Below are 24,736 nucleotides of genomic sequence, written 5' to 3' on the forward strand. Positions count from 1 at the left end.
GATGGCCCGCCTCGCGCTCGCCCTCGACGCCTCCACCGAGGATCGCCTGCTGCCCGACCTCGTCGAACACGGCCACACGGTGGTCGCCCGGCTGGTCGGCTGGCGCGACGTCGTCGAGAGCCTCGAGATGCTGGCGCCCGACGTCGTGGTCGTCGGGGCCGGCCGCGGCACGTTGAGTGCCGAGCTGCTCGCCGCGTGCGACGATCGCGGGATCCGTCTCGTGGGGGTCGCGGCGAACGACGCCGAGCGCGCTCACGCCGGCGCGCTCGGGGTGCACGAACTCGTCGATGCCGAAGCCGAATGGGCCGAGTTCGAGGCCCTCGTACACGGCGGGGTCGCCGTGCCCTCACGGGTCGGCGGCGCAGGCGACGGTGCGGCCCCGCAGGCCGGGGTCATCGCCGTGTGGGGCGCGGCCGGTGCGCCCGGCCGCACCACGATGGCGGTCAACATCGCGGCCGAGCTCGCCGGGGCGGGCCACCGCGTCGCACTCGTCGACGCCGACCCGTACGGCGGCAGCATCGCCCCGGTGCTCGGACTGCTCGACGAGGCGCCCGGGTTCGCCTCGGCATGCCGGCTCGCCGGTGCCGGTGCGCTCGACCGCGCCGAACTCGAACGCATCGCGCAGCGCTACTCGGCGCCGCGCGCCTCCTTCGACGTCTTCACCGGCCTCGTCGGGCCGAGCCGGTGGCCCGAACTCTCGCACGAGCGGGTGACGAGCGTGCTCGCGACGATGCGCGAGCACTTCGAGTACCTCGTGATCGACACCGGATTCAGCCTCGAACGCGACGAGGAGCTCACGAGCGACCAGTTCGCGCCACGACGCAACGCGGCGACCTTCGCCGCGCTCGAATCCGCCGATCGGGTGGTCGCGGTCGGCCTCGCCGACCCGGTCGGACTCTCGCGGCTGCTGCGCGGGTACGACGAGCTCGGGTCGCTCGTCGACGCCGAGCGCATCGACGTGGTCGTCAACCGAGTCCGGCAGAGCGCGCTCGGCATCGATGCGCACGCGCAGGTGCGCCAGACGCTGCGCCGATTCGCCGGGATCACCGACGCCGTGCTGCTGCCTCACGACGGACGGGCGGCCGACGCCGCGATCCTCGGCGCGCGAACCCTGCGCGACGCAGCGGGACGCGCTCCGCTCCGCGCGGCGCTGCGCGCGTACGTGCTCGGCTCGATCCTGCCCGAACCCGCGCCGGCCCCTCGCCGCACGCTCGCGCTGCCGCTGCTCCGCCGTGCTGCGGCAGGCTGAGGCATCCGCGCACTACGCTGGATCTGTGTCGACCCTCAGTGAACTCGTCCTCGCCCAGGGCCGCAGCAGTCAGGCCGACGTCGACTGGCTGCACATGCTCGTCGGCGACCTCCAACTGCTCGCCGATCTCGCCTTCGCCGACATCGTGCTGTGGGTGCCGTCCGGCGACGACGACTTCGTCGCGGTCGCGCACTCGCGCCCGTCGAGCGCGGCGACGCTCTTCTACCGCGACTTCGTCGGGCAGGGCATCAAGCCCCAGTGGCGCGACCTCGTGACCGAGGCCTTCGGCACCGCCCGTATCGCCGATTCCTCGGCCCCCGACTGGTACGAGGAGATGCCGACGCGCGTGCGGGCGGTGCCGGTGATGCGTCGCATCACCGCGACCGGCACGGCGATCGCGGCCGAACCCGTCGCCGTGATCACCCGGCACACGAACCTCGGTGCCACCCGCACGCCGAGTCGGCAGGAGCTCACGTTCAACGAGTGCGCCGAAGAGCTCTTCGAGATGATCGCCTCGGGCGACTTCCCCGACCTGGGGGCGCCCACCGGGCCGCGCCGCGGCGCACCACGCGCGTCCGACGGCCTGATCCGACTCGATGTCGACGGCATCACGACCTTCGCGAGCCCCAACGCCCTCTCGGCGTTCAACCGGATGGGCTTCGACGACGAGCTCGAGGGTCAGTCGCTCGCCGAGGTGACGACCGCGCTCCTCGGCGGCAAGCTCGTCGTCGACGAGTCGCTGCCGCTCGTCGTGACCGGGCGGGCGCCGTGGCGCACCGACGTCGAGTCGCGCGGCGTGACGGTGTCGCTGCGGGCGATCCCGATCCGCCGGCGCGGTGACCGCACCGGCGCGATCGTGCTGACCCGCGACGTCACCGAGCTCCGTCACCAGGAGCAGGAGCTCATCACCAAGGACGCGACGATCCGCGAGATCCACCACCGGGTGAAGAACAACCTGCAGACCGTCGCATCGCTGCTGCGCATCCAGGCGCGCCGCACGCACTCCGACGAGGCGCGCGATGCGCTGACGCAGGCGATGCGACGGGTCGGCGCGATCGCCGTCGTGCACGACACGCTCTCGACCGGGCTCTCGCAGAACGTCGATTTCGACGAGGTGTTCGACCGGGCGCTGCTGCTCGTCGCCGAGGTCGCCTCGGCGCACAACACGACGGCGCACCCGAAGCGCACGGGGTCGTTCGGCGTGCTGCCGAGCGAGTACGCGACACCGCTCGCCCTCGCGCTCACCGAGCTCGTGACGAACGCGGTCGAGCACGGCCTCGCCGGTCAGGAGGGCGACGTCGAGATCAGCGCCGACCGTTCGCAGACCGAGCTCACGGTGCAGGTGCGCGACACGGGAGCCGGCCTGCCCGAGGGCAAGGTCGGCGAAGGACTCGGCACGCAGATCGTGCGCACGCTCATCCAGGGCGAGCTCGGCGGCACGATCGACTGGCACACGGTGGTCGGTCGTGGCACCGAGGTCACGATCGAGATCCCGCTGCGCTGGATCACCCAGGCCTAGCAGCGAAAGATGCTCCGGTGCCCGCCTGACGCGGGCCCCGGAGCATCCGAAGCGATGGGGCTCAGCCCGCGCGGCGGGCGCGAGCGGCGCGGCGCTTGAGGGCGCGGCGCTCGTCCTCCGAGAGGCCTCCCCAGACGCCCGAGTCCTGGCCGGTCTCGAGGGCGTACTGCAGGCAGATCTCGGTGACGGTGCAGCGAGCGCAGACCGTCTTCGCCTTCTCGATCTGATCGACGGCGGGGCCGGTGTTGCCGACCGGGAAGAAGAGTTCCGGGTCTGCGGTGAGGCAGGCGGCCTTGTCGCGCCAATCCATGGAGATGCTCCTTGCGTGTACTTCGTTCGCAGACGCGCACGATTGCGCTTGCCCGTGAGGGCTGCTGCAGGGGGAAAGTCGAATCTCGGGAAGTAGGATCATGACTGATCGGCTCACGTCCCTGTGAGCATCAATTCGACCTCATAAATGGTCGCATAGTGGAGAGATCGAATCAATAGCCATGTATGGGACAACGCTGTGAATCGACGCGACGAGACCCGGCCCGAGGCATCCGACCAGGGCGCGAGCGAGCCGTCGGGCGCTGACCGGCCGGTCGAGGCGGCGCAGGACGGCGGCGTGCGCACGGCGCTCGTGGTCGTGAGCGTCGTGCTCTTCGCCGAGGCGCTGCTCATGGTGGGGCTCGTGGTCTGGCTCATCGTCGACCTGTTCGCGCTCGAGCCCTCGTCGATGGCGACGGCGATCGCGCTCCTCGTGCTCGTGGTGATCGGCGCCGTCTGGGTCTCCGCCGTCGCATTCGCCTCGTTGCGGCGAGCCCCGTGGTCGCGTGCCGCGGCGATCGTCTGGCAGATCCTGCAGGTGTCGGTCGCCGTCGGCGCATTCCAGGGGCTCTTCGCGCGCCCCGACCTCGGCTGGGCGCTGCTCGTGCCCGCCATCACCGTCATCGGCCTCCTGCTCTGGACGCCCGTGCGGATCGCGTACTCGCGCCCCGAGGATCACCCCGCCGCCTGACGCGGCGCCGCAGACGGACGCGAACGGGCCCGGCCGCAGGTGCGGCCGGGCCCGTTCGGGGAGGCGGTCGGGTCGTTCCGACCCGACGGTCGGCTCAGGCGTCGAGACCGAGCTCGCGTCGCACCCGCGCGACGTGCCCGGTGGCCTTCACGTTGTACATCGCCCGCGAGATGCGGCCCTCCTCGTCGATGATGAACGTCGAGCGGATCGAGCCGACCACGATCTTGCCGTAGAGCGACTTCTCGCCCCACACGCCGTACTGCTGCTGCACCGCGAGGTCGGGGTCGGAGAGCAGGGTGAAGTTCAGGCGGTCGCGCTCGGCGAAGCGGGCGAGCTTGTCGACCTCGTCCTTCGAGACGCCGAGCACGCGGATGCCCGCGCTCTGGAAGGAGTTGAGGCTGTCGCGGAAGTCGCAGGCCTCGGTGGTGCAGCCCGGGGTCATCGCCTCGGGGTAGAAGTAGAGGACGACCTTCGTTCCGCGCAACGACGAGAGCGTGACGGAGTCGCCGTTCTGGTCGTCGAGCGTGAAGTCGGGGGCGAGGTCGCCTTGGCCAAGTCGTGCATCGGTCATGTCACCCATCGTAGGCACGCTTCGATGTGCGGATGCTCCGTGCCGGGCGATGTGCGGCGAGGCGGGGCCGGGCCGGCCCGGTCCGGGCCGGGCGGCGCTGCAGCCGGGCGGCGTCCGCCTCAGGCGAAGGTGGTGAGCAGTCGCTGCAGCGAGTCGAGGCGGGCGCGGCCCGTCTCGCCGAGCTCGCCCGCGTCGACCGCTTCGATGATCGCGCAGTCGGGCGAATCGGGCAGGTGCGTGCAGCCGCGCGGGCAGTCGTCGGCGATGCGGGCGAGATCGGTGAAGGCGCCGAGGATGTTCGCCGGGTCGACGTGGCCGAGCCCGAACGAGCGCACACCCGGGGTGTCGATCACCCAGCCCGTGCGGCCGTCGTGCTCGATGCGCAGCGACACCGTCGACGAGGAGGTGTGCCGGCCGCGGCCGGTCACGACGTTGACGTGCCCGGTCGCCCGGTGGGCGCTCGGCACGAGGGCGTTGACGAGCGTCGACTTGCCGACGCCCGAGTGCCCGACGAACACCGTGCGATGCCCGATGAGCGACTCGGTGATCTCGGCGAGCGGCATCTCGTCGCTGCGCGAGCGGAAGACGGGCAGCTCGAGGCCGGGGAAGTTGTGGAGGAACTCGTCGGGGTCGGCGAGGTCGGTCTTCGTCATGCAGAGCAGCGGGCGGATGCCGGCGTCGAACGCCGCCACGAGGTAGCGGTCGATGAGCCGCACCCGCGGCTCGGGGTTCGCCGCCGCCACGACGATGAGCATCTGGTCGGCGTTCGCGACGATGACCCGCTCGACCTCATCGGTGTCGTCGGCGCTGCGGCGGAGGAGCGTCGTGCGCTCCTGCACCCGCACGATGCGCGCGAGGCTGCCCTCATCGCCCGAGACGTCGCCCACGAGGTCGACCCGGTCGCCCGTCACGACCGACTTGCGACGCAGCTCGCTCGCCCGGGCGGCCGTCAGCACGTGCTCATCGGCTCCGCCCTCGTCGATGAGCACGTGGTAGCGGCCCCGGTCGACGCCCAGCACGATGCCCGCGATCGCATCGGCGTGCTCGGGGCGCGTCTTCGTGCGGGGTCGGGAGCCGCGCCGGTTGGGACGCACCCGGACGGCGGACTCGTCGAACTCGGGCTCGTCGTCCTCGTCGTCGTCGGTGCTCCACCAGGTCATGCGAGCAGCCGCTCCCAGAGCGCGGTGAACTGCGGCAGCGTCTTGCCCGTCGAGGCGATGTCGTCGACGATCACGTCGGGCACCGCGAGGCCGATGATCGCCCCGCTGGTCGCCATGCGGTGGTCGGCGTATGCACGCCACGGGCCGCCGTGGAGGGGCGCGGGCTCGATGCGCAGCCCGTCGGGCAGTTCGGCGACCCGACCGCCCAGGCCGTTGAGCTCGGTCGCGAGCGCGGCGAGCCGGTCGGTCTCGTGGTGGCGGATGTGCCCGATGCCGGTGATCGTCGACGGCTCGTCGGCGAGGGCCGCGAGGGCGACGAGGTTCGGCGCGAGTTCGCCGGCCTCCGAGAGGTCGAGCTCGACGCCCCGGATGCCGCGCCCGCCGCCGGGCGCGGGGGTCGGCGCGTGCACCGTGAGCCGGTCGCCGTCGCGCTCGACGCGGGCGCCGAAGCGGGGAAGGAGCTCGGCGAGCTGCGCACCGACCTGCGTGGTGGCGCCCGGCCATCCGACGATCGTGACCGAGCCGCCGGCGACGAGCGCCGCGACGAGGAACGGCGCCGCATTCGAGAGGTCGGGTTCGAGTTCGACGTCGATCGCGCGGATCGGCCCCGGCGCCACGACCCAGCGGCCGGTCTCAGGGGTCTCGACCGCGACGCCGCGAGCGGCGAGGGTCTCGATCGTCATCTCGATGTGGGGCAGGCTCGGCAGCCGTTCGCCCACGTGGCGGAGGTCGAGCCCCTGCTCGAAGCGGGGTGCCGAGAGCAGCAGGCCCGAGACGAACTGGCTCGAGGCCGAGGCGTCGATCTCGAGGGCGCCGCCTGCGACGCGGCCGGTGCCGTGCACCGTGAATGGCAGCGTGCCGCGGCGGTCGTCGTCGAGGTCGACGCCGAGCCCCTTGAGGCCCTCGATGACGCCCGACATCGGACGCTTGCGTGCGTACTCGTCGCCATCGAAGGTCGTCGGGCCGAGCGCCAGTGCGGCGACCGCGGGCATGAAGCGCATGACGGTGCCCGCGAGTCCGCAGTCGATCGTCGTCGACCCGAGCAGCTCGTCGGCCGGGGTGACCCGCAGGTCGTCGCCGAACTCGCCGCGGCCGGGCACGCGCTCGAACCCGGTGCCGAGGGCGCGCAGCGCCTCGACCATCAGCTCGCTGTCGCGCGACCAGAGCGGTGCGTGCAGGGTCGACGGGCCGTCGGCGAGTGCGGCGAGCACGAGCTCGCGATTGGTCAGCGATTTCGACCCCGGAAGGGACACCACCGCGGACAGCGGCGACGTCGCGAGCGGCGCGCGCCACCCGGCATCCGTCTCGGTCGTCTTGTTGTCGCCGTACGGATCGAACTCGGGCTCGGAATACCTCGAAATCTGCATCGGTTATCAACAGTAGCGTCAGGGACGCGGAAGGAGATGGTGCGGATGTCGCTTGCGGTACTCGAACGGCCGGCTGAGCAGCTCGGAGCACGGCGCGGGGACCTCGGAGGAACCGACGATCTAAGCTTGACGGTGATGACTGCCGACGAGATCGACCAGGCGCCGACCGAAGCCGAGACCTCCGAAGAGGCCCGGCCTCTCGGCGAACTCTTCGAGGAGCAGGCGCTGCCGTTCCTCGACCAGCTCTACGCCGCCGCGCTCCGCATGACGAAGAATCCGGCCGATGCGCAGGACCTCGTTCAAGAGACCTTCGTGAAGGCGTTCGCCGCGTTCGGGCAGTTCACGCAGGGCACGAACCTGAAGGCGTGGCTCTACCGCATCCTGACGAACACCTTCATCAACAGCTACCGCAAGAAGCAGCGCGAGCCGTACCAGGGCACGATCGACGAGCTCGAGGACTGGCAGCTCGGCGGCGCCGAGTCGACGACCGCCCGGTCGAGCCGCTCGGCCGAGGCCGAGGCGATCGACCACCTGCCCGACAGCGCCGTGAAGGACGCACTGCAGGCGCTGCCCGAGGACTTCCGGCTCGCCGTGTACTTCGCCGACGTCGAGGGCTTCTCCTACCAGGAGATCGCCGACATGATGAACACCCCCATCGGGACCGTGATGAGCCGTCTGCACCGTGGCCGGCGTCTGCTTCGCGAGTCCCTCGCCGACTACGCCCGCGAACAGGGGTTCGCCGCGGCCGAGAAGGCGCCCAAACCCGCGAGGAGCAAGAAATGACCGACTGCGGCTGCGAGAAGGCGAGAGCCGAGCTCGAGGAGTACCTGCACAACGAGCTGCAGGCCGTCGACGCGACCGACATCCGCGAGCACGTCGAGAACTGCGTCGACTGCCAGGCCGAGCTGCGCGTCGGCGTCGCGATCACGGAGGTCGTGCAGCGGGCCTGCCGCGAGAGCGCGCCCGAGCAGCTGCGCGTGCAGGTGCTCACGCAGATCCGTCTCTACCAGTCGACGCACACCATCGCCTGACGCCGGCCGCGCGCGACGTGCGACGAGCGATGAGCGACGAGCGATTCAATCGTTCGTTCGATGCGGCGGCGACGGGGCGCCCGTAGCGTCGACGATGTGATCGACACCCCTGCTCCGAAGCGCCCACGCGTCCCCACGTGGCTCCGCGTGCTCATCCCCGCGGTCCTCATCCTCATCTGGTTCGGCGCCTTCGGCGCGGGCGGTGCCGCGTTCGGCTCGCTGAGCGACGTCTCGACGAACGACCAGGCGCAGTTCCTGCCCGCCTCGGCCGAAGCCACCGAGGTCGCGGGCCTCGCGGACGAGTTCCGCGACAGCGAGGCGATCCCCGCGATCGTCGTCATCGCGAGCGACGACGGCTCGGAGCTCAGCACGGCGCAGCTGGACGCGGCCGACGAGCTGCGCACGGCGCTCACCGAGGTCGACGGGGTGCTCGGCGACGAGGCGTCGCCCGTGATCGCCTCGGACGACGGCGAGGCCGTCGAGATCGTGCTGCCGGTCGACACCTCGGAGGGGGCCGAGCGCCCCGCCGACGTCGTCGCGGAGATGCGCACGGTGGTCGACGAGCACGCCGTCGACGGCACGACGTCGGCCGTCACCGGTCCGGCGGGCTTCACCGCCGACCTCAGCGCCGCATTCGCGGGCATCGACGGGCTTCTGCTCGCGGTCGCGCTCGCCGCGGTGTTCCTCATCCTCATCGTCGTCTACCGCTCGCCGCTGCTGCCGTTCATCGTGCTGTTCACGAGCATGTCGGCGCTCTGCGCCTCGGTGTTCACGGTCGTGGCACTGGCCCGAGCCGACATCCTGCTCCTCTCGGGGCAGACCCAGGGCATCCTCTTCATCCTCGTGATCGGCGCCGCGACCGACTACGCGCTGCTCTACATCTCGCGGTATCGCGAGACGCTCGCACGGTACGAACGGCGGTGGGATGCCACGTGGGCGGCCCTGCGCGGATCGTGGGAGCCGATCGTGGCCTCGGGCGGCACCGTGATCGTGGCGCTCCTCATCCTGCTCGCGAGCGAGCTGACCTCGAACAAGATCCTCGGGCCGGTCGCCGCGATCGGCATCGTCTTCGCCCTGCTCTCGGCGCTCACCCTCCTGCCGGCGCTGCTGCTCTGGGCGGGACGCGCGGCGTTCTGGCCGCGACGCATCGCCCACCGCGGCGACGAGGCCGAGCCCGCGCACGGCGCCCACGCGGCCGGGGTGCTGCACGAGGCATCCGCGCCCGACGAGCACGACCTGCCCGACCGCGGCCTCTGGGCCGGCGTCGGCCGCCTCGTCTCGCGGCGGCCCCGCACCGTGTGGATCGTCTCGGTGCTCGCGCTCGCCGGCATGTCGCTCGGCCTCGCACAGCTCGACTCCGACGGGGTGCCCTCGAGCGAGTTCGTGCTCGGCGAGTCGCAGGCACGCGACGGGCAGGCGCTGCTCGGCGAGCACTTCCCGGCCGGATCGGGGACGCCGGCACTGATCGTCGGACCCGAGGACGAGCTGCAGCAGATGGCCGACACGGCCCTCGCGGTCGACGGCGTCGACTCGGTCGCGGTCGTCTCGGCCGACTCGCCGGCCGGCACGGCCCCGGTGACCGCCGACGGCGTGCAGGCCTTCGGCCCGCCCGGAACCCCGGCCCCCGAGCCGACCGTCGTCGATGGGCAGGTGATGCTGCAGGCGACGCTCGCCGATCCGTCCGACTCGATGGAGGCCGAGGCGACCGTCGCCGAGCTCCGCACCGTGCTCGACGAGGTCGGCACCGAGGTGCTCGTCGGCGGGCAGACCGCGGTCGCCCTCGACACGAACGACGCCGCGATCGCGGACCGCACCCTCGTGATCCCGCTCGTGCTCGCCGCGATCCTCCTGATCCTCATGCTGCTGCTGCGCTCGATCGTGGCCCCGCTCATCCTCATCGGCAGCGTGGTGGTCTCGTTCGCGGCGGCACTCGGGGTCTCGGCGCTCGTCTTCGAGCACGTCTTCGGGTTCCCGGGCGCCGACCCCTCGGTGCCGCTGTTCGGCTTCGTGTTCCTCGTCGCGCTCGGCGTCGACTACAACATCTTCCTCATGACCCGCGTGCGCGAGGAGTCGTTGCAGTTCGGCACGCGGCCGGGCATCGTCCGCGGACTCAGGCTCACGGGTGGTGTGATCACCTCCGCGGGGCTCGTGCTCGCGGCGACCTTCGCGGCGCTCGGCGTGCTGCCGATCCTCTTCCTCGTGCAGATCTCGTTCATCGTCGCGTTCGGCGTGCTGCTCGACACCTTCCTCGTGCGCACGCTGCTCGTGCCGGCGCTCGCGTACGACCTCGGCCGGGTCATCTGGTGGCCGAGCAAGCTGGCCCGCCGCGCGGACTGACCCGCCCGCCGGGGCCTCGCCGCGGCGGTGGCTCGCCGCCGCGGGGCCCCGCCGCCGCGGGGCCCCTCCTAGCGAGTCGCCAAAAACCGCCCTTCGTTCCTCTCGGAAGGGCGGTTTTCGGCGACTCAGTGGAGAAGAGTGCGGGAGTGCGGGAGTGCGGGAGTGCGGGAGTGCGGGAGTGCGGGAGTGCGGGAGTACGGGAGTGCGGGATGCGCTCGCGGGCGCGGGCGCGGGCGGCCCGGAACGACGAAGCGAGCGGATGCCACTCCCCACGCCACTCCGTCCATCGTTTCGCGATGAACGGAGCCTCGGGCGTGTGGGCCCAGGCATCCGCTCGCTTCGTCTCGTTCTGCGGTCGCTACAGCGTCGTCGCGCGTCGGACCAGCTCTGCCTGCTCGGTCGCGTGGCGCTTGGCCGAACCCGTCGCGGGCGACGCCGCCGCCTGGCGGGCGACGACCGAGACCGTGCGCGGCCCGAGCTTGTTCGTCTCGATGATGAAGTACGGCCAGGCGCCCTGGTTCTCGGGCTCGTCCTGGGCCCACATCAGCTCGGCCTCGGGGTAGGCGTCGACGACGGCCTTGAGCTCGGTCGCGGGCAGCGGGTAGAGCTGCTCGAGACGCACCACCGCGACCTCGGTGTTCTGCTGCTTGTCGAGCTCGGCGATCAGGTCGTAGTAGATCTTGCCCGACACGAACACCACGCGCTTGACGGCGGACCGGTCGCTGATGCGCGGGTCGTCGAGCACGGGCTCGAACTTGCCCTCGGTGAAGTCGGCCAGCTCGCTCGTCGCTCCGCGCAGGCGCAGCATCGCCTTCGGCGTGAACACCACGAGCGGACGACGCGGGCGGGCGTAGGCCTGGCGGCGCAGCAGGTGGAAGTACGACGCGGGCGTCGAAGGACGGGCGACGGTCATGTTGTTCTCGGCGCAGAGCTGCAGGTAGCGCTCGATGCGGGCGCTCGAGTGGTCGGGGCCCTGACCCTCGTAGCCGTGGGGGAGCAGCAGCACGACGCTCGAGCGCTGGCCCCACTTCTGCTCGGCCGAGGAGATGAACTCGTCGATGATGGTCTGCGCACCGTTGGCGAAGTCGCCGAACTGGGCCTCCCACATGACGAGCGCATCGGCGCGCTCGACCGAGTAGCCGTACTCGAAGCCCATCGCCGCGTACTCGCTGAGGAGCGAGTCGTAGATCCAGAACTTGGCCTGGTTCTCCGACAGGTTCTGCAGCGGCAGCCACTCCTGGCCGTTCGCGCGGTCGTGGAGCACCGCGTGGCGCTGCACGAAGGTGCCGCGGCGCGCGTCCTGGCCGGCGAGGCGCACCGGGGTGCCCTCGAGAAGCAGCGAGCCGAGCGCGAGCAGCTCGCCGAAACCCCAGTCGATCTTGCCGTTGCGGCTCATGTCGAGGCGCTTCGTGAGCAGCTGCTGGATCTTCGGGTGCACCGTGAAGCCGGCGGGCTTGTTGTTGAAGGCGTCGCCGATGGCGTGCACGACCTCGGCGCCGACGCCCGTCGTCTCGAGCTCGCCCGTGGGCTGCTCGGGAGCGTGGGTCTGCTCGGTCGCCCCGATCACCGCGATCGCGCCGGTCTGCACGGCGTGGGTCTCGGCGAAGGCGCGCTCGAGGCGGTCCTGGAAGTCGCGGTGCGCCTCTTCGTACTCGGCCTCGGTGATGTCGCCGCGGCCGACGAGGGCCTCGGTGTAGAGCTTGCGCACGCTGCGCTTCTGCTCGATCAGGTTGTACATGAGCGGCTGCGTCATCGAGGGGTCGTCGCCCTCGTTGTGGCCTCGGCGGCGGTAGCAGACGAGGTCGATGACCACGTCGCGCTTGAACTCCTGGCGGTAGCGGAACGCGAGTTCGGCCACCCGCACGACGGCCTCGGGGTCGTCGCCGTTCACATGGAAGATCGGCGCCTGGATCGTCTTCGCGACATCGGTCGAGTAGATCGAGGAGCGGGCGTCGCCCGGCACCGTCGTGAAGCCGACCTGGTTGTTGATGTTCACGTGGATCGTGCCGCCCGTGCGGTACGCGCGCAGCTGCGACATCTGCATCGTCTCGACGACGATGCCCTGCCCGGCCATGGCAGCGTCGCCGTGCACGAGGATCGGCAGGGTCGAGAAGGTGCCGATGGGCTTGCGGTCCTGCTTGGCGCGGACGATGCCCTCGAGCACGCCGTCGACGGCCTCGAGGTGCGAGGGGTTCGCGGCGAGCGAGACGGGCACCTGGTGGCCGTCGTCGGCGGTGAAGGTGCCCTCGGTGCCGAGGTGGTACTTCACGTCGCCCGAGCCCTGCCCGGCGGTGGCGCCCTCGAACTCGCGGAACACCTGGCCGTAGGTCTTGCCGGCGATGTTCGTCAGCACGTTCAGGCGGCCGCGGTGCGCCATGCCGATCGCGACCTCGTCGAGGCCCTCCTTCGCGGCGCCCTGCAGGATCTCGTCGAGGAGCGCGATGACGGATTCGCCGCCCTCGAGGCTGAAGCGCTTCTGCCCGACGTACTTCGTCTGCAGGAAGGTCTCGAACGCCTCGGCCTCGTTGAGCTTGCCGAGGATGCGCATCTGCTCGTCGTGGGTCGGCTTCTCGTAGGGGCGCTCGACCTCGTTCTGGATCCACTGGCGCTGCACCGGGTCCTGGATGTGCATGTACTCGATGCCGATGGTGCGGCAGTAGGAGTCGCGGAGGACGCCGAGGATGTCGCGGAGGAGCGCCGTGCGCTTGTTGCCGAAGCCGCCCGTGACGAACTCGCGGTCGAGGTCCCAGAAGGTGAGCCCGTGGCTCGCGATGTCGAGGTCGGGGTGCGAGCGCTGCACGTACTCGAGCGGGTCGGTGTCGGCCATCATGTGGCCGCGCACGCGGAAGGAGTTGATGAGCTCCTGCACGCGCGCCGTTTTGTCGATCGCGCTCGCGATGTCGACGGCGATGTCGGGCGCCCAGCGGATCGGCTCGTACGGCAGGCGCAGGGCGGCGAAGATGGCCTCGTAGAAGCCGCGCTGGCCGATGAGGAGCTCGTGCACCTTCTTCAGGAACTCGCCCGAGCCGGCGCCCTGGATGACGCGGTGGTCGTAGGTCGAGGTCAGCGTGATCGTCTTGCCGATCGCGAGGTTCGCGAGGGTCTTGTCGCTCGCACCCTGGAACTCGGCCGGGTACTCGAGGGCGCCGGCGCCGATGATGCAGCCCTGGCCCTTCATGAGTCGCGGCACCGAGTGCACGGTGCCGATGCCGCCCGGGTTCGTCAGCGAGATCGTGGCGCCCGAGAAGTCGTCGGCCTTGAGCTTGTTCTGGCGGGCCCGCGAGACGAGGTCTTCGTAGGCGCTCAGGTACTCGTTGAACGACATCGTCTCGGCGCGCTTGATCGCGGGCACGAGGAGGGCGCGGGTGCCGTCGGGCTTCGGGATGTCGATCGCGATGCCGAGGCCGATGTGCGCGGGCTTCACGAGGCTCGGCTTGCCGTCGACCTCGGAGTAGAAGACGTTCTGGCTCGGGAACTCCTTGAGCGCCTGGATGAGCGCCCACCCGATCAGGTGGGTGAAGCTGATCTTGCCGCCGCGGGTGCGCCGCAGGTGGTTGTTGATCACGATGCGGTTGTCGATCATGAGCTTCGCCGGCACGGTGCGCACGCTCGTCGCGGTCGGCACGGTGAGCGAGGCGTCCATGTTCGCGGCGAGCGCCTTCGGCATGCCCTTGAGCGCCACGACCTCGTCTTCGGCGGGCGCGTCGGCCACGACCGGCTGCGGGCTCGTGACGGGCACGTCGGCAGGCACCGGCTGGGTGCGCGGCGCCACCGAGGTCGTGCGGGCGGCCGGGGTCTGCCCGATCACGGGCGTCGGCGCGGTCGCGGGGGAGGCGGGAGCGCCGGCGTCGGCGGCCGGTGCGGCCTGCTGCGGGGCGGCGGATGCCTCGGCCGGCGTCTCGGCGGCCGGTGGGGCCGCGGGCGCCTGGCCCTGCGGGGCGGCGCCGTTCGTCGCGGGGGCCGCTGCACCCTGTTCGCTCTGCGCGCGGCGCCGCTCGAGCACCGGCCTCCAGGTCTGGTCGACCGAGTCGGGATCGGCGAGGAACTTCTCGTACATCTCGTCGACGAGCCATTCGTTGGCTCCGTATTCGCCCGACGCCGTTTCGTCGGATCCCGCTCCGGTCAATTGGCTCGACACAGCCGCTCGCCCACTCTCTCCGTTGATGCTGGATTCTCGGAGATCGACCCGGCCGCGAACGCGTCGTGGCCGATCACCCACACAAGCCTAAACCCCGCGCGAGGCGCCTCGTGCACGCCGCAGGGGCGCGGCCTACGCTGGGGGCATGGAGTTCTACCGGACGGCCCCGACCCACGATCTGACCTACTCCGATGTGTTCCTCGTTCCGAGTCGTTCGGGCGTGACGAGCCGGCTCGACGTGTCGCTCGCCCCCGACGACGGCTCAGGCGCCTCCGTGCCGATCGTCTCGGCCAACATGAACTCCATCACGGGGCCGCGACTGGCTGCGACGCTCGCCCGCCGCGGCGGCATCGGCGTGCTCCCTCAAGACCTGCACCTGCAAGACCTGGCCGAGTCGATCCGCTCGGTGAAGGCGCAGTCGCCCCGCTTCGACACCCCGCATGCGTTCCACCCCGACGCGACGGTCGCCGACGCGCTCGAATCGCTGCCGCCGTTCGAGGGGCACGGCATCGTGCTGCACGACACGACGGGGCGCTATGTCGGATGCCTCGCCGCGACGCGGCTCGCGAGCGCGCTGCCCGACGCCCGGCTCGGCGATCTCGTGCACGGGGGCATCGCCTCGCTCGACGCCGAAGACGTCGACAGCCCGCGGCGCGCGTTCGACCTCATGGTCGAGGCGGAGCTCGACTTCGCGCCGGTGCTCGAGCACGGCCGCGTCGTCGGAACCCTGAGTCGGCGCAGCGCCCTCCGCGGCACGATCTACGAACCGAACGTCGACCGCGACGGACGGCTCCGCGTGGCGGCGGCGGTCGGCATCAACGGCGATGTGGCCGCGAAGGCGCGTGCGCTCGCGGCGGCGGGCGTCGACATGCTCGTCCTCGACACGGCGCACGGGCACCAGGAGGGCATGATCCGAGCGGTGTCGATCGTGCGCGACCTCGACCTCGGCATCCCGATCGTGGCGGGCAACATCGTGACCGCGGCTGCCGTCGGCGACCTCGTCGACGCGGGCGCCGACGTGCTCAAGGTCGGGGTCGGTCCCGGTGCGATGTGCACGACGCGCATGATGACGGCCGTCGGCCGGCCCCAGTTCTCTGCGGTGCTCGAGACGGCCGAGGCCGCGCGCGAGCTCGGCGCGCGGGTGTGGGCCGACGGCGGGGTGCGTCACCCCCGCGACGTGGCGCTCGCACTCGCCGCCGGCGCCGCCTCGGTCATGATCGGCTCCTGGTTCGCCGGCACGATCGAGGCGCCCGGAGCACTGCGGCGCGATGCATCCGGCCGCCTCTTCAAGGAGAGCTGGGGCATGGCCTCGACGAAGGCCGTGCGCGAACGGTTCGACCGCCTCTCGCCGTACGAGCTCGCCCGCAAGGAACTCTTCGCGGAGGGAATCTCCTCGTCGTCGATCACCCTCGACCCGATGCGCCCCTCGCTCGAGGACTTGCTCGACATGATCACCTCGGGGGTGCGCAGCGCGTTCACCTACGCCGGCGCGCGCACGCTCGCCGAGTTCCGGGAGCGCGCGCTCGTCGGCATCCAGTCCGCCGCGGGCTACGAGGAGGGCAAGGCGCTCCCGGTCAGCTGGTGACGCCCCGCGTCGCGGGCGGTCGCGTCGATATACTGGCAGGACCATGGACGATCCTCCCTCTGCGAACAACCCCGGCCATAGACCCTCGCCCGTGACCGTTCGGGGAGGCAGCGTTGTCTGAGTGGATACTGCTCGGCATCGGACTCCTCCTCACGATCGGCACGGGCTTGTTCGTTGCGAGCGAGTTCGCGCTCGTCAACCTCGATCGCGCCGATCTCGAGGCGCGCCGCGAGCGGGGTGAGACCCGCCTCGGCATGACGATCGCGGCGCTGAAGATCACCTCGACGCATCTCTCGAGCGCGCAGCTCGGCATCACGCTGACCACGCTGCTCACCGGATACACGATGGAGCCGGCGATCTCCTCGCTCCTCGCGGGTCCCCTCGCCGCGATCGGCGTGCCCGCGTCGCTCGTGCGCCCGGTCGGCGCCACGACCGCGATCATCGTGGCGACCCTGCTCTCGATGATCATCGGCGAGCTGGTGCCGAAGAACTTCGCGCTCGCCCTGCCGCTCGCGACGGCGAAGCTCGTGATCCCGTTCCAGACGGCGTTCACCTGGGTGTTCCGGCCCGCGATCAGCCTGCTCAACGGCAGCGCGAACGCCATTCTGCGCGCCGTCGGCATCGAGCCGAAGGAGGAGCTCTCCGGCGCGCGTTCGGCCGAGGAGCTCTCCTCGCTCGTGCGTCGCTCGGCGAGCGCCGGGCTGCTCGAGAAGGACACGGCGACCCTCCTCGGTCGGACGCTGCGCTTCTCCGACCACGACGCCTCCGACGTGATGACCCCGCGCCCGCGCGTCGCCGCCGTGCAGCGGCTCGAGCCGGCCGAGGCGGTGCTCGAGCTCGCGCGCCAGACCGGACTCTCGCGGTTCCCCGTCTACGACGAGAACCTCGATGACGTCGTCGGCGTCGTGCACGTGAAGCAGGCCGTCGCCGTGCCGCGCGAGCGCCGGGCGGAGGTACCGGCGTCGGCGCTCCAGTCGGATGCGCTGCGCGTGCCCGAGACGATCAAGCTCGATGCGCTGCTCGGCGAGCTGCGCGGCCGCGGGTTCCAGATGGCGGTCGTCGTCGACGAGTACGGCGGCACCGCTGGCGTCGCGACGCTCGAGGACCTCGTCGAGGAGCTCGTCGGCGAGGTCGCCGACGAGCACGACCGCACGCGGGCGGGGATCGTCCGCCGCGGCGACAACGTGAGCTTCCCCGGAATACTGCGACCCGACGAACTCGTCGAGCGCACCGGCATCCGGGTGCCCGAGAACGGCGACTACGAGACGGTGGCGGGCTACGTGATGGCCGAACTCGGCCGGCTGCCCGCCGTCGGCGACGAAGTCGCGATCGACGGGGGCATGCTCCGCGTGCAGCGCCTCGACGGCCGCCGCATCGATCGGCTGCGCTTCGTGCCGAGACCCATGCCGGCCGACGAGGCCGCCGATGACGAGGAGGCGGGCCGATGAGCGACTGGGCCGGCATCGCCTGGCTGTTCGTGCTGCTCGCCGCGAACGCCTTCTTCGTGGGCGCCGAGTTCGCCGTCATCTCGGCCAGGCGCTCGCAGATCGAACCGCTCGCCGAGCAGGGCCGGCGCAGCGCCAAGACCGCGCTCTGGGCGATGGAGCACGCGACGCTCATGCTGGCGACGAGCCAGCTCGGCATCACGGTGTGCTCGCTGCTCATCCTGAACGTGTCCGAACCGGCGATCCATCACCTGCTCGAGGTGCCGCTGCACCTCACCGGCTGGTCGGTCGAGGTCGTCTCGACGATCGCATTCATCGTGACCCTCGTGCTCGTCTCGTACCTGCACGTCGTGTTCGGCGAGATGGTGCCGAAGAACCTCTCGTTCTCGGTGCCCGACCGGGCGGTGCTGCTGCTCGCACCCCCGCTCGTGTTCGTCGCGCGCGTCTTCAAGCCGATCATCGTCGCGCTGAACGCGACGGCGAACGGCGTGCTGCGCCTGTTCGGCGTCGAGCCGAAGAACGAGGCGACCTCGACGTTCACGCTCGAGGAGGTGCAGACGATCGTCGACCAGTCGCGCCGCGAGGGCGTGCTCGACGATGCGAGCGGCACGCTCACGGCGGCCTTCGAGTTCACCACGAAGCGCGTGAAGGATGTCGCAGTGCCGATGTCGGGCCTCGTGAGCCTGCCGCCGGGGGCGACGCCGGGCGATGTCGAGCGGGCGGTCGCCCGTCGGGGCTTCTCGCGCTACCCGATCCTCGGCGAGGACGGCGAGCCCGACGGCTACGTGCACCTGAAAGACGTGATCGACCTCGACGACGACGAGTTCGACGACCCGATCCCGGCCAAGCGCGTGCGGCGGCTGGTCTCGATCTTCGACGGCACCGACCTCGAGGACGCGCTCGCCACGATGCGTCGCCTCGGCACGCACGTCGCCCGCACCTTCGAGGAGGACGGCTCGACGAGCGGGGTGATCTTCCTCGAGGACATCATCGAGGAGCTCGTCGGCGAGGTGCAGGACGCGACCCGCCGGGGGTAGCACCGCGGAGGGGGAGGCGGCGTAGACTTTCCTCGACCCGAGAAACTCGAGGGAAAATCATGTTCGAGAAGCTCATGGCGGGCGCCGTCCTCCCCGCCGCCGACATCGCACGCGCGCGCAAGTGGTGGCACGACGTGCTCGCCCGCGACCCGATCGCCGACGACATGGAGGGCGAGGCGCTCTTCTACGACGTCGGTGGCACCGTCGTCTTGGTCTACCGCACCGACTACGCCGGCACCGCGCAGAACACCGCTCTGGGCCTGTACACCGACGACCTCGACCGAGACATGACGGCGATGCGCACGCTCGGGGTCGTCTTCCACGACTACGACCTGCCCGGGCTCACGACCGTCGACGGCGTCGCCGAACTCGGTGACGAGCGCAGCGCGTGGTTCAGCGACAGCGAGGGCAACATCATCGCGCTGGGCGAGACCAGCCCCGAGCGCATGGCGCAGATGTCGAAGCTGCGGTCGGGCTCGATGGGCTAGCGACACCGACCGGGGCGGAGGCTCACCACTCGCCGTCGTTGTACTCGGGCCCGGCACGGAGGTACTGCGGCGGCCACATCGAGGTGCCCGCGCCGAGTTCGTGCGCGGCGCGCATCGCGAAATGCGGGTCGCGCATCATCGCCTTGCCGAACATGACGGCGTCGGCGCGGCCCTCGGAGACGAGCTCCTCGGCGTGCCGGGCGTCGGTGATGCGGCCGACCGCGGACACGGGTGCATCTGCATGCTCGCCGACGTACTCGGCGAAGTGCGCCTGATACCCCGGCGCGACCGGGATGTCGGCGGCGGCGACGAGCCCGCCCGTCGAGATGTCGAAGAAGTCGGCGCCCGCGTCGACCGCCCAGGCCGTCACGGTCGCGGTCTGCTCCTCGTCCCACCCGCCGGGCGACCAGTCGGTCGCTGAGAAGCGCACGAACACCGGCATCTGCGCGCCGACCTCGGCCCGCACGGCGCGCACGATCTCGAGGAGGAGCCGAGCCCGGTTCTCGAGGCTTCCGCCCCACCGGTCGTCGCGCGCGTTCGAGAGCGGTGAGAGGAACTGGTGCACGAGGTAGCCGTGCGCGGCGTGGACCTCGACGAGGTCGAATCCCGCGGTGACCGCGCGGCGGGCCGCCGCACGGAAGTCGTCGACGACCCGGGCGATGCCCGACTCGTCGAGGGCGAGCGGCTCGCGGTAGCCGTCGAAGGCGAGCGCCGACGCCGACACGGTCGGCCATCCGCCCTCCTCGATCGGCTGCGACCCGCGACGCCGCATCGGTTCGGGCCAGATCGAGGCCTTGCGGCCGGCGTGCGCGAGCTGGATGCCCGACGCCGCGCCCTGCGACCGGATGAATCGGGTGATGCGGGACCAGGCCGCGGCCTGCTCGTCGTTCCAGAGACCGGTGTCGTGATCGGAGATGCGCCCCTCGGGGTTCACCGCGGTCGCCTCGGCGATCACGAGGCCCGCGCCGCCGGCGGCCATCGCGCCGAGGTGCACGAGATGCCAGTCGTGCGGCACGCCGTCTCGCGCCGTCACCGAGTACTGGCAGAGCGGCGGAACCCAGACGCGGTTGCGGATCTCGAGCCCGCGGATCGTGAGCGGGCGGAACAGTGCGGGACCGTCGTGCGCCGCGCCGCTCACGCGAGGCCCCGGAGCCAGCGCTCGAGCCCGGCGGCATCCGTGAACACGTGCCCGTCGCCGCCGATGGCGCGCGCGCCCTCGACGTTCTCGGCGCGGTTGTCGACGAAGAGGAACTGCGCCGGCTCGATGTCGAGCTCGTCGATGACGTGCTCGTAGATCGCGGCCTCGGGCTTCACGAGGCGGAGTTCGCCGCTCACGAACACCCGCTCGAAGAGCGGCGCGAACGATCCGTGGCGGAGCCAGCCCGAGAAGTCGGCGCCGGCATTCGAGAGCAGCGCGAGCCGCGTGCCGCCGTCGACCAGCGCGTGCAGCACGCCGAGGGTGTCGTGGTCGACCGAGAGCCAGCCGCGATGGTCGATCGCCCAGAGCTCGTGCACGTCGAGTGCGCCCCACACTGCCCCGGTGTCGCGGGCGACCGCCTGCCAGTACGCGGCGATCGAGGTCGTGCCGCGGTCGAGCCCCTCGCGGTGGGCCCAGTACGCGGCCCAGAACGCCTCGGCGGGCACGCCCGCGCGCGCGAGCAGTGCGGCCCGGTCGGCCTCGCTCGGCTCGCGCGAGATGACCTCGCCGTAGTCGAAGACGACGACCGAGGGCGAGAGACTGATCGGGGCGAGGGCTGTCGGAGTCATCCCACTCAACCTATCGTTGGTACATGGGCGAACCGTGGCAGGAATGGACCGTCGATGACGCGGCCGGCTGGGTGAGGGCTCCCCATGCCGGAGACGACAAGTACTCGCGCGGCGTGCTCGGCATGATCACAGGATCGCCCGACTACCCCGGGGCCGCCGTACTGGGGGTCGACGCCGCGACGCGGACCGGCGTCGGCATGGTGCGCTACATCGGTCCGCGCGGGGTGCGCGCCGCCGTGCTGCTGCGACGGCCCGAGACGGTGACGGTGTCGGGGCGCGTGCAGGCCTGGCTCATCGGTTCGGGCATCGACCCTGGACGGCGCTCCTTCATGCTCCAGGGTGACCTGCAGCACGCGCTCGCCTCCCGCGTGCCGGTCGTGCTGGACGCCGGGGCGCTCGATCTCGTCGGCACGCACACGGCGCCGACCGTGATCACCCCGCACGCCCGCGAACTCGCGAATCTGCTCGTGACCCGCGAGGTCGAGGTGACCGTCGCCGAGGTGCGGGCCGACCCCGGCGGGTGGGCCGATCGCGCCGCACGAGAGCTCGGGGTCGCCGTGCTGCTGAAGGGGGCGGTGACCCACATCGCCGATCCCGACGGCGACCGCTACACCGTCACCGCCGACACGCACTGGCTCGCGAGCGCGGGCACCGGCGACGTGCTCGGCGGCATCCTCGGCGCGCTCGTCGCCACCCACCACGAGGAGCTCGCGCTCAACGCAGAGGTGCTGACGCGGCTCGCCGCGACCGCCGCGTGGATCCACAGCGAGGCCGCGCGTCGTGCCAGCGCCGCGGTCGACGGCGGACCCGTGGCCGCGCTCGACATCGCCGAAGCGGTGCCTCAGGTGATCGGCGGGCTGCTGCAGCGCTGACGTTCCGGCCGCCCCAGAGCACCGAAGCCGCCCGACTGCGTCGGTGCTTCCGTCGATCTCCAGCATCTCCGATCCCTCGGGCACGGCGGGTGCGCGTGGCGGAATATGACGCTCGGATAGGCTCGTCGCGTGAACGGGGGAGGCGAGCGCGAGACATCCGCTGCTCGGCTGCGACGCGCCCTCGGCGGCCGCGGCGCGCTCTGGACGGCGTTCGCCGCCGTGCACCTGCTGCTCGCCTGGCTGAACCTCTCGGCGCCCGGGTACCCGATGGGCGACGTCACCGGGGTCTACCGGCTGTGGGCCGAGAACGCCTCGCACGGCTGGCTGCGCATGGGCATCGACGCGCCCTGGGTGTATCCGATCCTCGCGTTCGCCCCGATGGCGGCGGCCTTCGCATTCGGCGAGGCCTACATCGCCCAGTCGTGGCTCGCCATCGTCATCGTCCTCGACGCGCTCGCGTTCTCGATCCTGCTCGGTCGGGCTTCGCTCTCCCGCCCGCGGCGGCTGGCGGCCTGGTGGTGGCTCGGATTCCTCGCACTCCTCGGACCGATCGCGCTCGGCCGCATCGACGCGGTGACCGTGCCGTTCGCGATCGCCGGTCTGCTGTGGGCGGGGGGCCGCCCCAGGGTCGCGGCGACGCTGCTCACGATCGGGGCCTGGATCAAGGTGTGGCCCGCAGCGCTCGTGGCCGCCATCGTCATCGCCTCGCGTCGGCGCGGCGAGGTCGTGACGATCGCGCTCTCGCTGAGCGCCGCGATCATCGGGGTGAGCCTGCTCGCCGGCGCAGGGACGAACGCGTTCGGGTTCATCGCCGAGCAGGCCGGCCGCGGCCTGCAGATCGAGGCCCCCGCCGCGGTGTTCTGGCTCTGGCAGATCGTCGCGGGAGCGAAGGACGTCACGATCGAGTACTCGCAGGACATCCTCACCTTCCAGATCGTCGGGCCGGGCGCCGACGCCGCGGCCGCGCTCACGACGCCGCTCATGCTCGTCTCCGCGCTCGCCGTCACCGCCCTCGGCGTGCGCGCGGCACGTCGCGGGGCGTCGTTCGTCGTGCTCATGGCGCCGCTCTCGCTCGCCTTCGTCGTCGTGCTCATGCTCGCCAACAAGGTCGGATCGCCGCAGTTCGCGACCTGGCTCGCGGCGCCCGTCATCCTCGGGCTCGTGCTGCGCCCCGCGCGATTCGCCGTACCGGCCCTCATCGCCGCGGCCGTGGCGCTGCTCACGCAGATCATCTACCCGTACTGGTACGGGTGGCTCCTCGTCGCGAACCCCGCGTTCGTGTTCCTGCTCACGATGAAGGTCGCGCTGCTGGGCGCGCTCCTCGTCTGGTCGCTCGTCGTCGTGTGGCAGGCTGGCAGCAGGCGGGATGCCGCGTTCGCGACGAGTTGAGCGGCGACACCGACCCCACCCGCCGAGGAGGCAGCATGCTGGTGGCGTTCTCCGTTGCGCCGAGCGGCACCGGCCGCGCCGACGGCTCCGTGCACGACGCCGTCGCGGCGGCCGTGAAGATCGTCCGCGAGTCCGGGCTCCCGAATCGCACGACGTCGATGTTCACCGAGATCGAAGGCGACTGGGACGAGGTGTTCGACGTGGTGCGGCGCGCGACGGAGGCCGTCGGCGAGTACGGTTCGCGGGTCTCGCTCGTGCTGAAGGCCGACATCCGCCCCGGCTATTCGGGCGAGCTCGATGCGAAGATCGACCGGCTCGAGTCGGCGATCGACGATGCGGGCGAGGGCGCCGGAGCGCCACGGGACTGAGCCTGCCGCTCGGATCCGACGATGACGCCGTCGGGTCGCCGCGTTCGTCGGCGGGTTCTCGAATCGATTCGATTCGTGAGAGAATCGCTCGGTGACCCACGCCTCCGATGAACCGACGACCTTGTCGCCGGCCCGCACCAGACTCGCGCTCCTCGCGCTCGCCCTCGGCGGCTTCGGCATCGGCTCGACCGAGTTCGTGGCCATGGGCCTCCTGCCGAACATCGCGGCCGACCTGCTGCCCGGCACCTACGCAGCCTCGCCCGACGCCGCCAACGCGACCGCCGGATGGGTGATCTCGGCCTACGCGCTCGGCGTCGTGGTCGGCGCTCCGACGATCGCCGCCGTCGCCGCGCGCTGGCCCCGCAAACGGCTTCTGCTCGTGCTCGTCGCGGCGTTCACGGTCGGCACGATCGCCTCGGCGCTGCTCCCGAGCTTCGAACTCGTGCTCGTCGCGCGGTTCCTCTCCGCGCTGCCGCACGGGGCGTACTTCGGCATCGCCTCGCTCGTCGCCGCGAGCCTCATGGGTCCGGGCAAGCGCGCTCGCGGCGTCGCCCTGGTGCTCTCCGGCCTCACCATCGCGAACGTCATCGGCGTGCCCGCGATCACCTGGCTCGGCCAGGCGGCCGGATGGCGCGTCGCCTACCTCGCGGTCGCCGCGATCTTCGCCCTCACCTTCGTCGCAGTCCTCGCCGCGGTGCCCTGGCAGGCGGGGGATGCGAACGCGAGCGTCCGACGCGAACTCGGGGCGTTCGCCCGCCCGCAGGTGTGGTTCGCGATCGCGATCGGGGCGATCGGCTTCGGCGGGTTCTTCGCGATGTACAGCTACATCGCGCCGCTCGCGACCGAGGTCACCGGACTCGAGGCCGCCGCGGTGCCGCTCGTGCTGGTCGCCACCGGACTCGGCATGACCGTCGGCAACCTCGTCGGCGGCCGCCTCGCCGACTGGAGCGTGCGGCGCACGATGTACGCCGCATTCGGGGCGCTCGCCCTCTCGCTCGCCCTGCTCGCGCTCACCGCGCAGTTCGCCGCGGGTCTCTTCGTCGGCGCGTTCCTCATCGGCGCCACCTCCTCCGCCCTCGCGCCGACCATCCAGACCCGCCTGATGGACGTCGCGCGCGACAGCCAGTCGATCGCCGCGGCGCTGAACCATTCGGCGCTGAACATCGGCAACAGCCTCGGCGCGCTCCTCGGCGGCGCCGTGATCGCCGCGGGGCTCGGCTACGTCGCTCCGATCTGGGTCGGCCTGCTGCTGACCTTCGCCGGGATCGGGCTCGCCCTGGCGAGCTTCGCCCTCGACCGTTCGCGCCGTCGGCGCGGTCACGCGGTGCCGTACGCGACGGGTGCGACGCCGGCGATCGACTGACCCGAGAGACGGTGACGGGGCGTACCTGCCGCCGGCCGAGCCGTGCGCGC

General features: G+C 71.5%; 21 protein-coding genes. 14 read left to right on the top strand and 7 right to left on the bottom strand.

What is annotated here, in order from left to right:
* Position 1 precedes the first annotated feature (1 nt).
* A complete protein-coding gene (locus GQQ93_RS01780; protein ID WP_157422494.1) occupies positions 2–1,249 on the top strand; it encodes a CpaE/TadZ family protein in 1,248 nt (415 codons plus the stop codon).
* A gap of 25 nt (positions 1,250–1,274) precedes the next feature.
* Complete coding sequence (locus tag GQQ93_RS01785; protein ID WP_157422495.1) at positions 1,275–2,768, top strand: sensor histidine kinase; 1,494 nt, start codon at positions 1,275–1,277, stop codon at positions 2,766–2,768.
* Positions 2,769–2,829: 61 nt separating this feature from the next.
* Here the strand turns inward: GQQ93_RS01785 and GQQ93_RS01790 are convergent, their stop codons facing one another.
* Positions 2,830–3,078: a WhiB family transcriptional regulator gene (locus tag GQQ93_RS01790; RefSeq protein WP_022888365.1), complete on the bottom strand. Its 249-nt coding sequence runs from the start codon at positions 3,076–3,078 to the stop codon at positions 2,830–2,832.
* 198 nt (positions 3,079–3,276) lie between these two features.
* Between GQQ93_RS01790 and GQQ93_RS01795 the strand changes: the two genes are divergently transcribed.
* Complete coding sequence (locus GQQ93_RS01795) at positions 3,277–3,768, top strand: hypothetical protein (RefSeq protein ID WP_246192004.1); 492 nt, start codon at positions 3,277–3,279, stop codon at positions 3,766–3,768.
* A gap of 94 nt (positions 3,769–3,862) precedes the next feature.
* On the opposite strand, the gene bcp is transcribed toward GQQ93_RS01795, so the two are convergent.
* The 3 genes from bcp to aroA all read right to left on the bottom strand — a co-directional run bounded on the left by bcp (position 3,863) and on the right by aroA (position 6,866).
* On the bottom strand, positions 3,863–4,339 hold the full coding sequence (bcp, locus tag GQQ93_RS01800; RefSeq protein WP_157422496.1) for a thioredoxin-dependent thiol peroxidase: 477 nt from the start codon (positions 4,337–4,339) through the stop codon (positions 3,863–3,865).
* Positions 4,340–4,458: 119 nt separating this feature from the next.
* Positions 4,459–5,499, bottom strand: coding sequence for a ribosome small subunit-dependent GTPase A (gene rsgA / locus GQQ93_RS01805; RefSeq protein WP_157422497.1), 1,041 nt, complete (start codon positions 5,497–5,499; stop codon positions 4,459–4,461).
* Positions 5,496–6,866, bottom strand: a complete 1,371-nt coding sequence (aroA, locus tag GQQ93_RS01810) for a 3-phosphoshikimate 1-carboxyvinyltransferase (RefSeq protein WP_157422498.1) — start codon at positions 6,864–6,866, stop codon at positions 5,496–5,498. The genes rsgA and aroA overlap by 4 nt, the downstream gene beginning before the upstream one ends.
* Before the next feature lie 135 nt (positions 6,867–7,001).
* Between aroA and GQQ93_RS01815 the strand changes: the two genes are divergently transcribed.
* The 3 genes from GQQ93_RS01815 to GQQ93_RS01825 are packed head-to-tail and all read left to right on the top strand — an operon-like array spanning position 7,002 to position 10,234.
* A complete protein-coding gene (locus GQQ93_RS01815; RefSeq protein ID WP_212277238.1) occupies positions 7,002–7,649 on the top strand; it encodes a sigma-70 family RNA polymerase sigma factor in 648 nt (215 codons plus the stop codon).
* The gene (locus GQQ93_RS01820; protein ID WP_157422500.1) at positions 7,646–7,897 is read left to right on the top strand and encodes a zf-HC2 domain-containing protein; all 252 of its coding nucleotides are present in this window, start codon (positions 7,646–7,648) and stop codon (positions 7,895–7,897) included. The genes GQQ93_RS01815 and GQQ93_RS01820 overlap by 4 nt, the downstream gene beginning before the upstream one ends.
* Positions 7,898–7,957: 60 nt before the next feature.
* Entirely contained in the window at positions 7,958–10,234 is a 2,277-nt protein-coding gene (locus GQQ93_RS01825) for an MMPL family transporter (RefSeq protein ID WP_157422501.1), read from the top strand.
* Positions 10,235–10,592: 358 nt separating this feature from the next.
* Here the strand turns inward: GQQ93_RS01825 and GQQ93_RS01830 are convergent, their stop codons facing one another.
* Positions 10,593–14,372, bottom strand: coding sequence for a multifunctional oxoglutarate decarboxylase/oxoglutarate dehydrogenase thiamine pyrophosphate-binding subunit/dihydrolipoyllysine-residue succinyltransferase subunit (locus GQQ93_RS01830; protein WP_157422502.1), 3,780 nt, complete (start codon positions 14,370–14,372; stop codon positions 10,593–10,595).
* A gap of 145 nt (positions 14,373–14,517) precedes the next feature.
* On the opposite strand from GQQ93_RS01830, the gene guaB1 reads away from it, so the two are divergent.
* The 4 genes from guaB1 to GQQ93_RS01850 all read left to right on the top strand — a co-directional run bounded on the left by guaB1 (position 14,518) and on the right by GQQ93_RS01850 (position 18,927).
* Positions 14,518–15,957 (top strand): GMP reductase, encoded by a 1,440-nt coding sequence (gene guaB1, locus GQQ93_RS01835; protein WP_157422503.1) that lies wholly within the window; start codon positions 14,518–14,520, stop codon positions 15,955–15,957.
* A 113-nt stretch (positions 15,958–16,070) separates the two neighbouring features.
* A complete protein-coding gene (locus GQQ93_RS01840) occupies positions 16,071–17,405 on the top strand; it encodes a hemolysin family protein (RefSeq protein ID WP_246192008.1) in 1,335 nt (444 codons plus the stop codon).
* Positions 17,402–18,439, top strand: coding sequence for a hemolysin family protein (locus tag GQQ93_RS01845; protein ID WP_157422504.1), 1,038 nt, complete (start codon positions 17,402–17,404; stop codon positions 18,437–18,439). The genes GQQ93_RS01840 and GQQ93_RS01845 overlap by 4 nt, the downstream gene beginning before the upstream one ends.
* Before the next feature lie 59 nt (positions 18,440–18,498).
* Entirely contained in the window at positions 18,499–18,927 is a 429-nt protein-coding gene (locus GQQ93_RS01850) for a VOC family protein (RefSeq protein WP_157422505.1), read from the top strand.
* Between the two features lie 22 nt (positions 18,928–18,949).
* Here the strand turns inward: GQQ93_RS01850 and GQQ93_RS01855 are convergent, their stop codons facing one another.
* Both GQQ93_RS01855 and GQQ93_RS01860 read right to left on the bottom strand, forming a co-directional pair.
* The gene (locus tag GQQ93_RS01855) at positions 18,950–20,065 is read right to left on the bottom strand and encodes an NADH:flavin oxidoreductase/NADH oxidase (protein WP_157422506.1); all 1,116 of its coding nucleotides are present in this window, start codon (positions 20,063–20,065) and stop codon (positions 18,950–18,952) included.
* Positions 20,062–20,694, bottom strand: coding sequence for an HAD family hydrolase (locus tag GQQ93_RS01860; RefSeq protein ID WP_157422507.1), 633 nt, complete (start codon positions 20,692–20,694; stop codon positions 20,062–20,064). Before GQQ93_RS01860 ends, GQQ93_RS01855 begins: the two co-directional genes overlap by 4 nt.
* 23 nt (positions 20,695–20,717) lie before the next feature.
* On the opposite strand from GQQ93_RS01860, the gene GQQ93_RS01865 reads away from it, so the two are divergent.
* The 4 genes from GQQ93_RS01865 to GQQ93_RS01880 all read left to right on the top strand — a co-directional run bounded on the left by GQQ93_RS01865 (position 20,718) and on the right by GQQ93_RS01880 (position 24,686).
* Positions 20,718–21,566: an ADP-dependent NAD(P)H-hydrate dehydratase gene (locus tag GQQ93_RS01865; RefSeq protein WP_157422508.1), complete on the top strand. Its 849-nt coding sequence runs from the start codon at positions 20,718–20,720 to the stop codon at positions 21,564–21,566.
* A gap of 129 nt (positions 21,567–21,695) precedes the next feature.
* A complete protein-coding gene (locus GQQ93_RS01870; protein ID WP_246192010.1) occupies positions 21,696–22,955 on the top strand; it encodes a hypothetical protein in 1,260 nt (419 codons plus the stop codon).
* A 35-nt stretch (positions 22,956–22,990) separates the two neighbouring features.
* Positions 22,991–23,323, top strand: a complete 333-nt coding sequence (locus GQQ93_RS01875; protein ID WP_157422509.1) for a thiamine-binding protein — start codon at positions 22,991–22,993, stop codon at positions 23,321–23,323.
* Positions 23,324–23,414: 91 nt separating this feature from the next.
* Positions 23,415–24,686: an MFS transporter gene (locus tag GQQ93_RS01880; protein ID WP_157422510.1), complete on the top strand. Its 1,272-nt coding sequence runs from the start codon at positions 23,415–23,417 to the stop codon at positions 24,684–24,686.
* Positions 24,687–24,736 lie beyond the last annotated feature (50 nt).

Origin of the sequence: Agromyces lapidis (genome assembly GCF_009749405.1) — a bacterium.
Lineage (GTDB): Bacteria > Actinomycetota > Actinomycetes > Actinomycetales > Microbacteriaceae > Agromyces > Agromyces lapidis.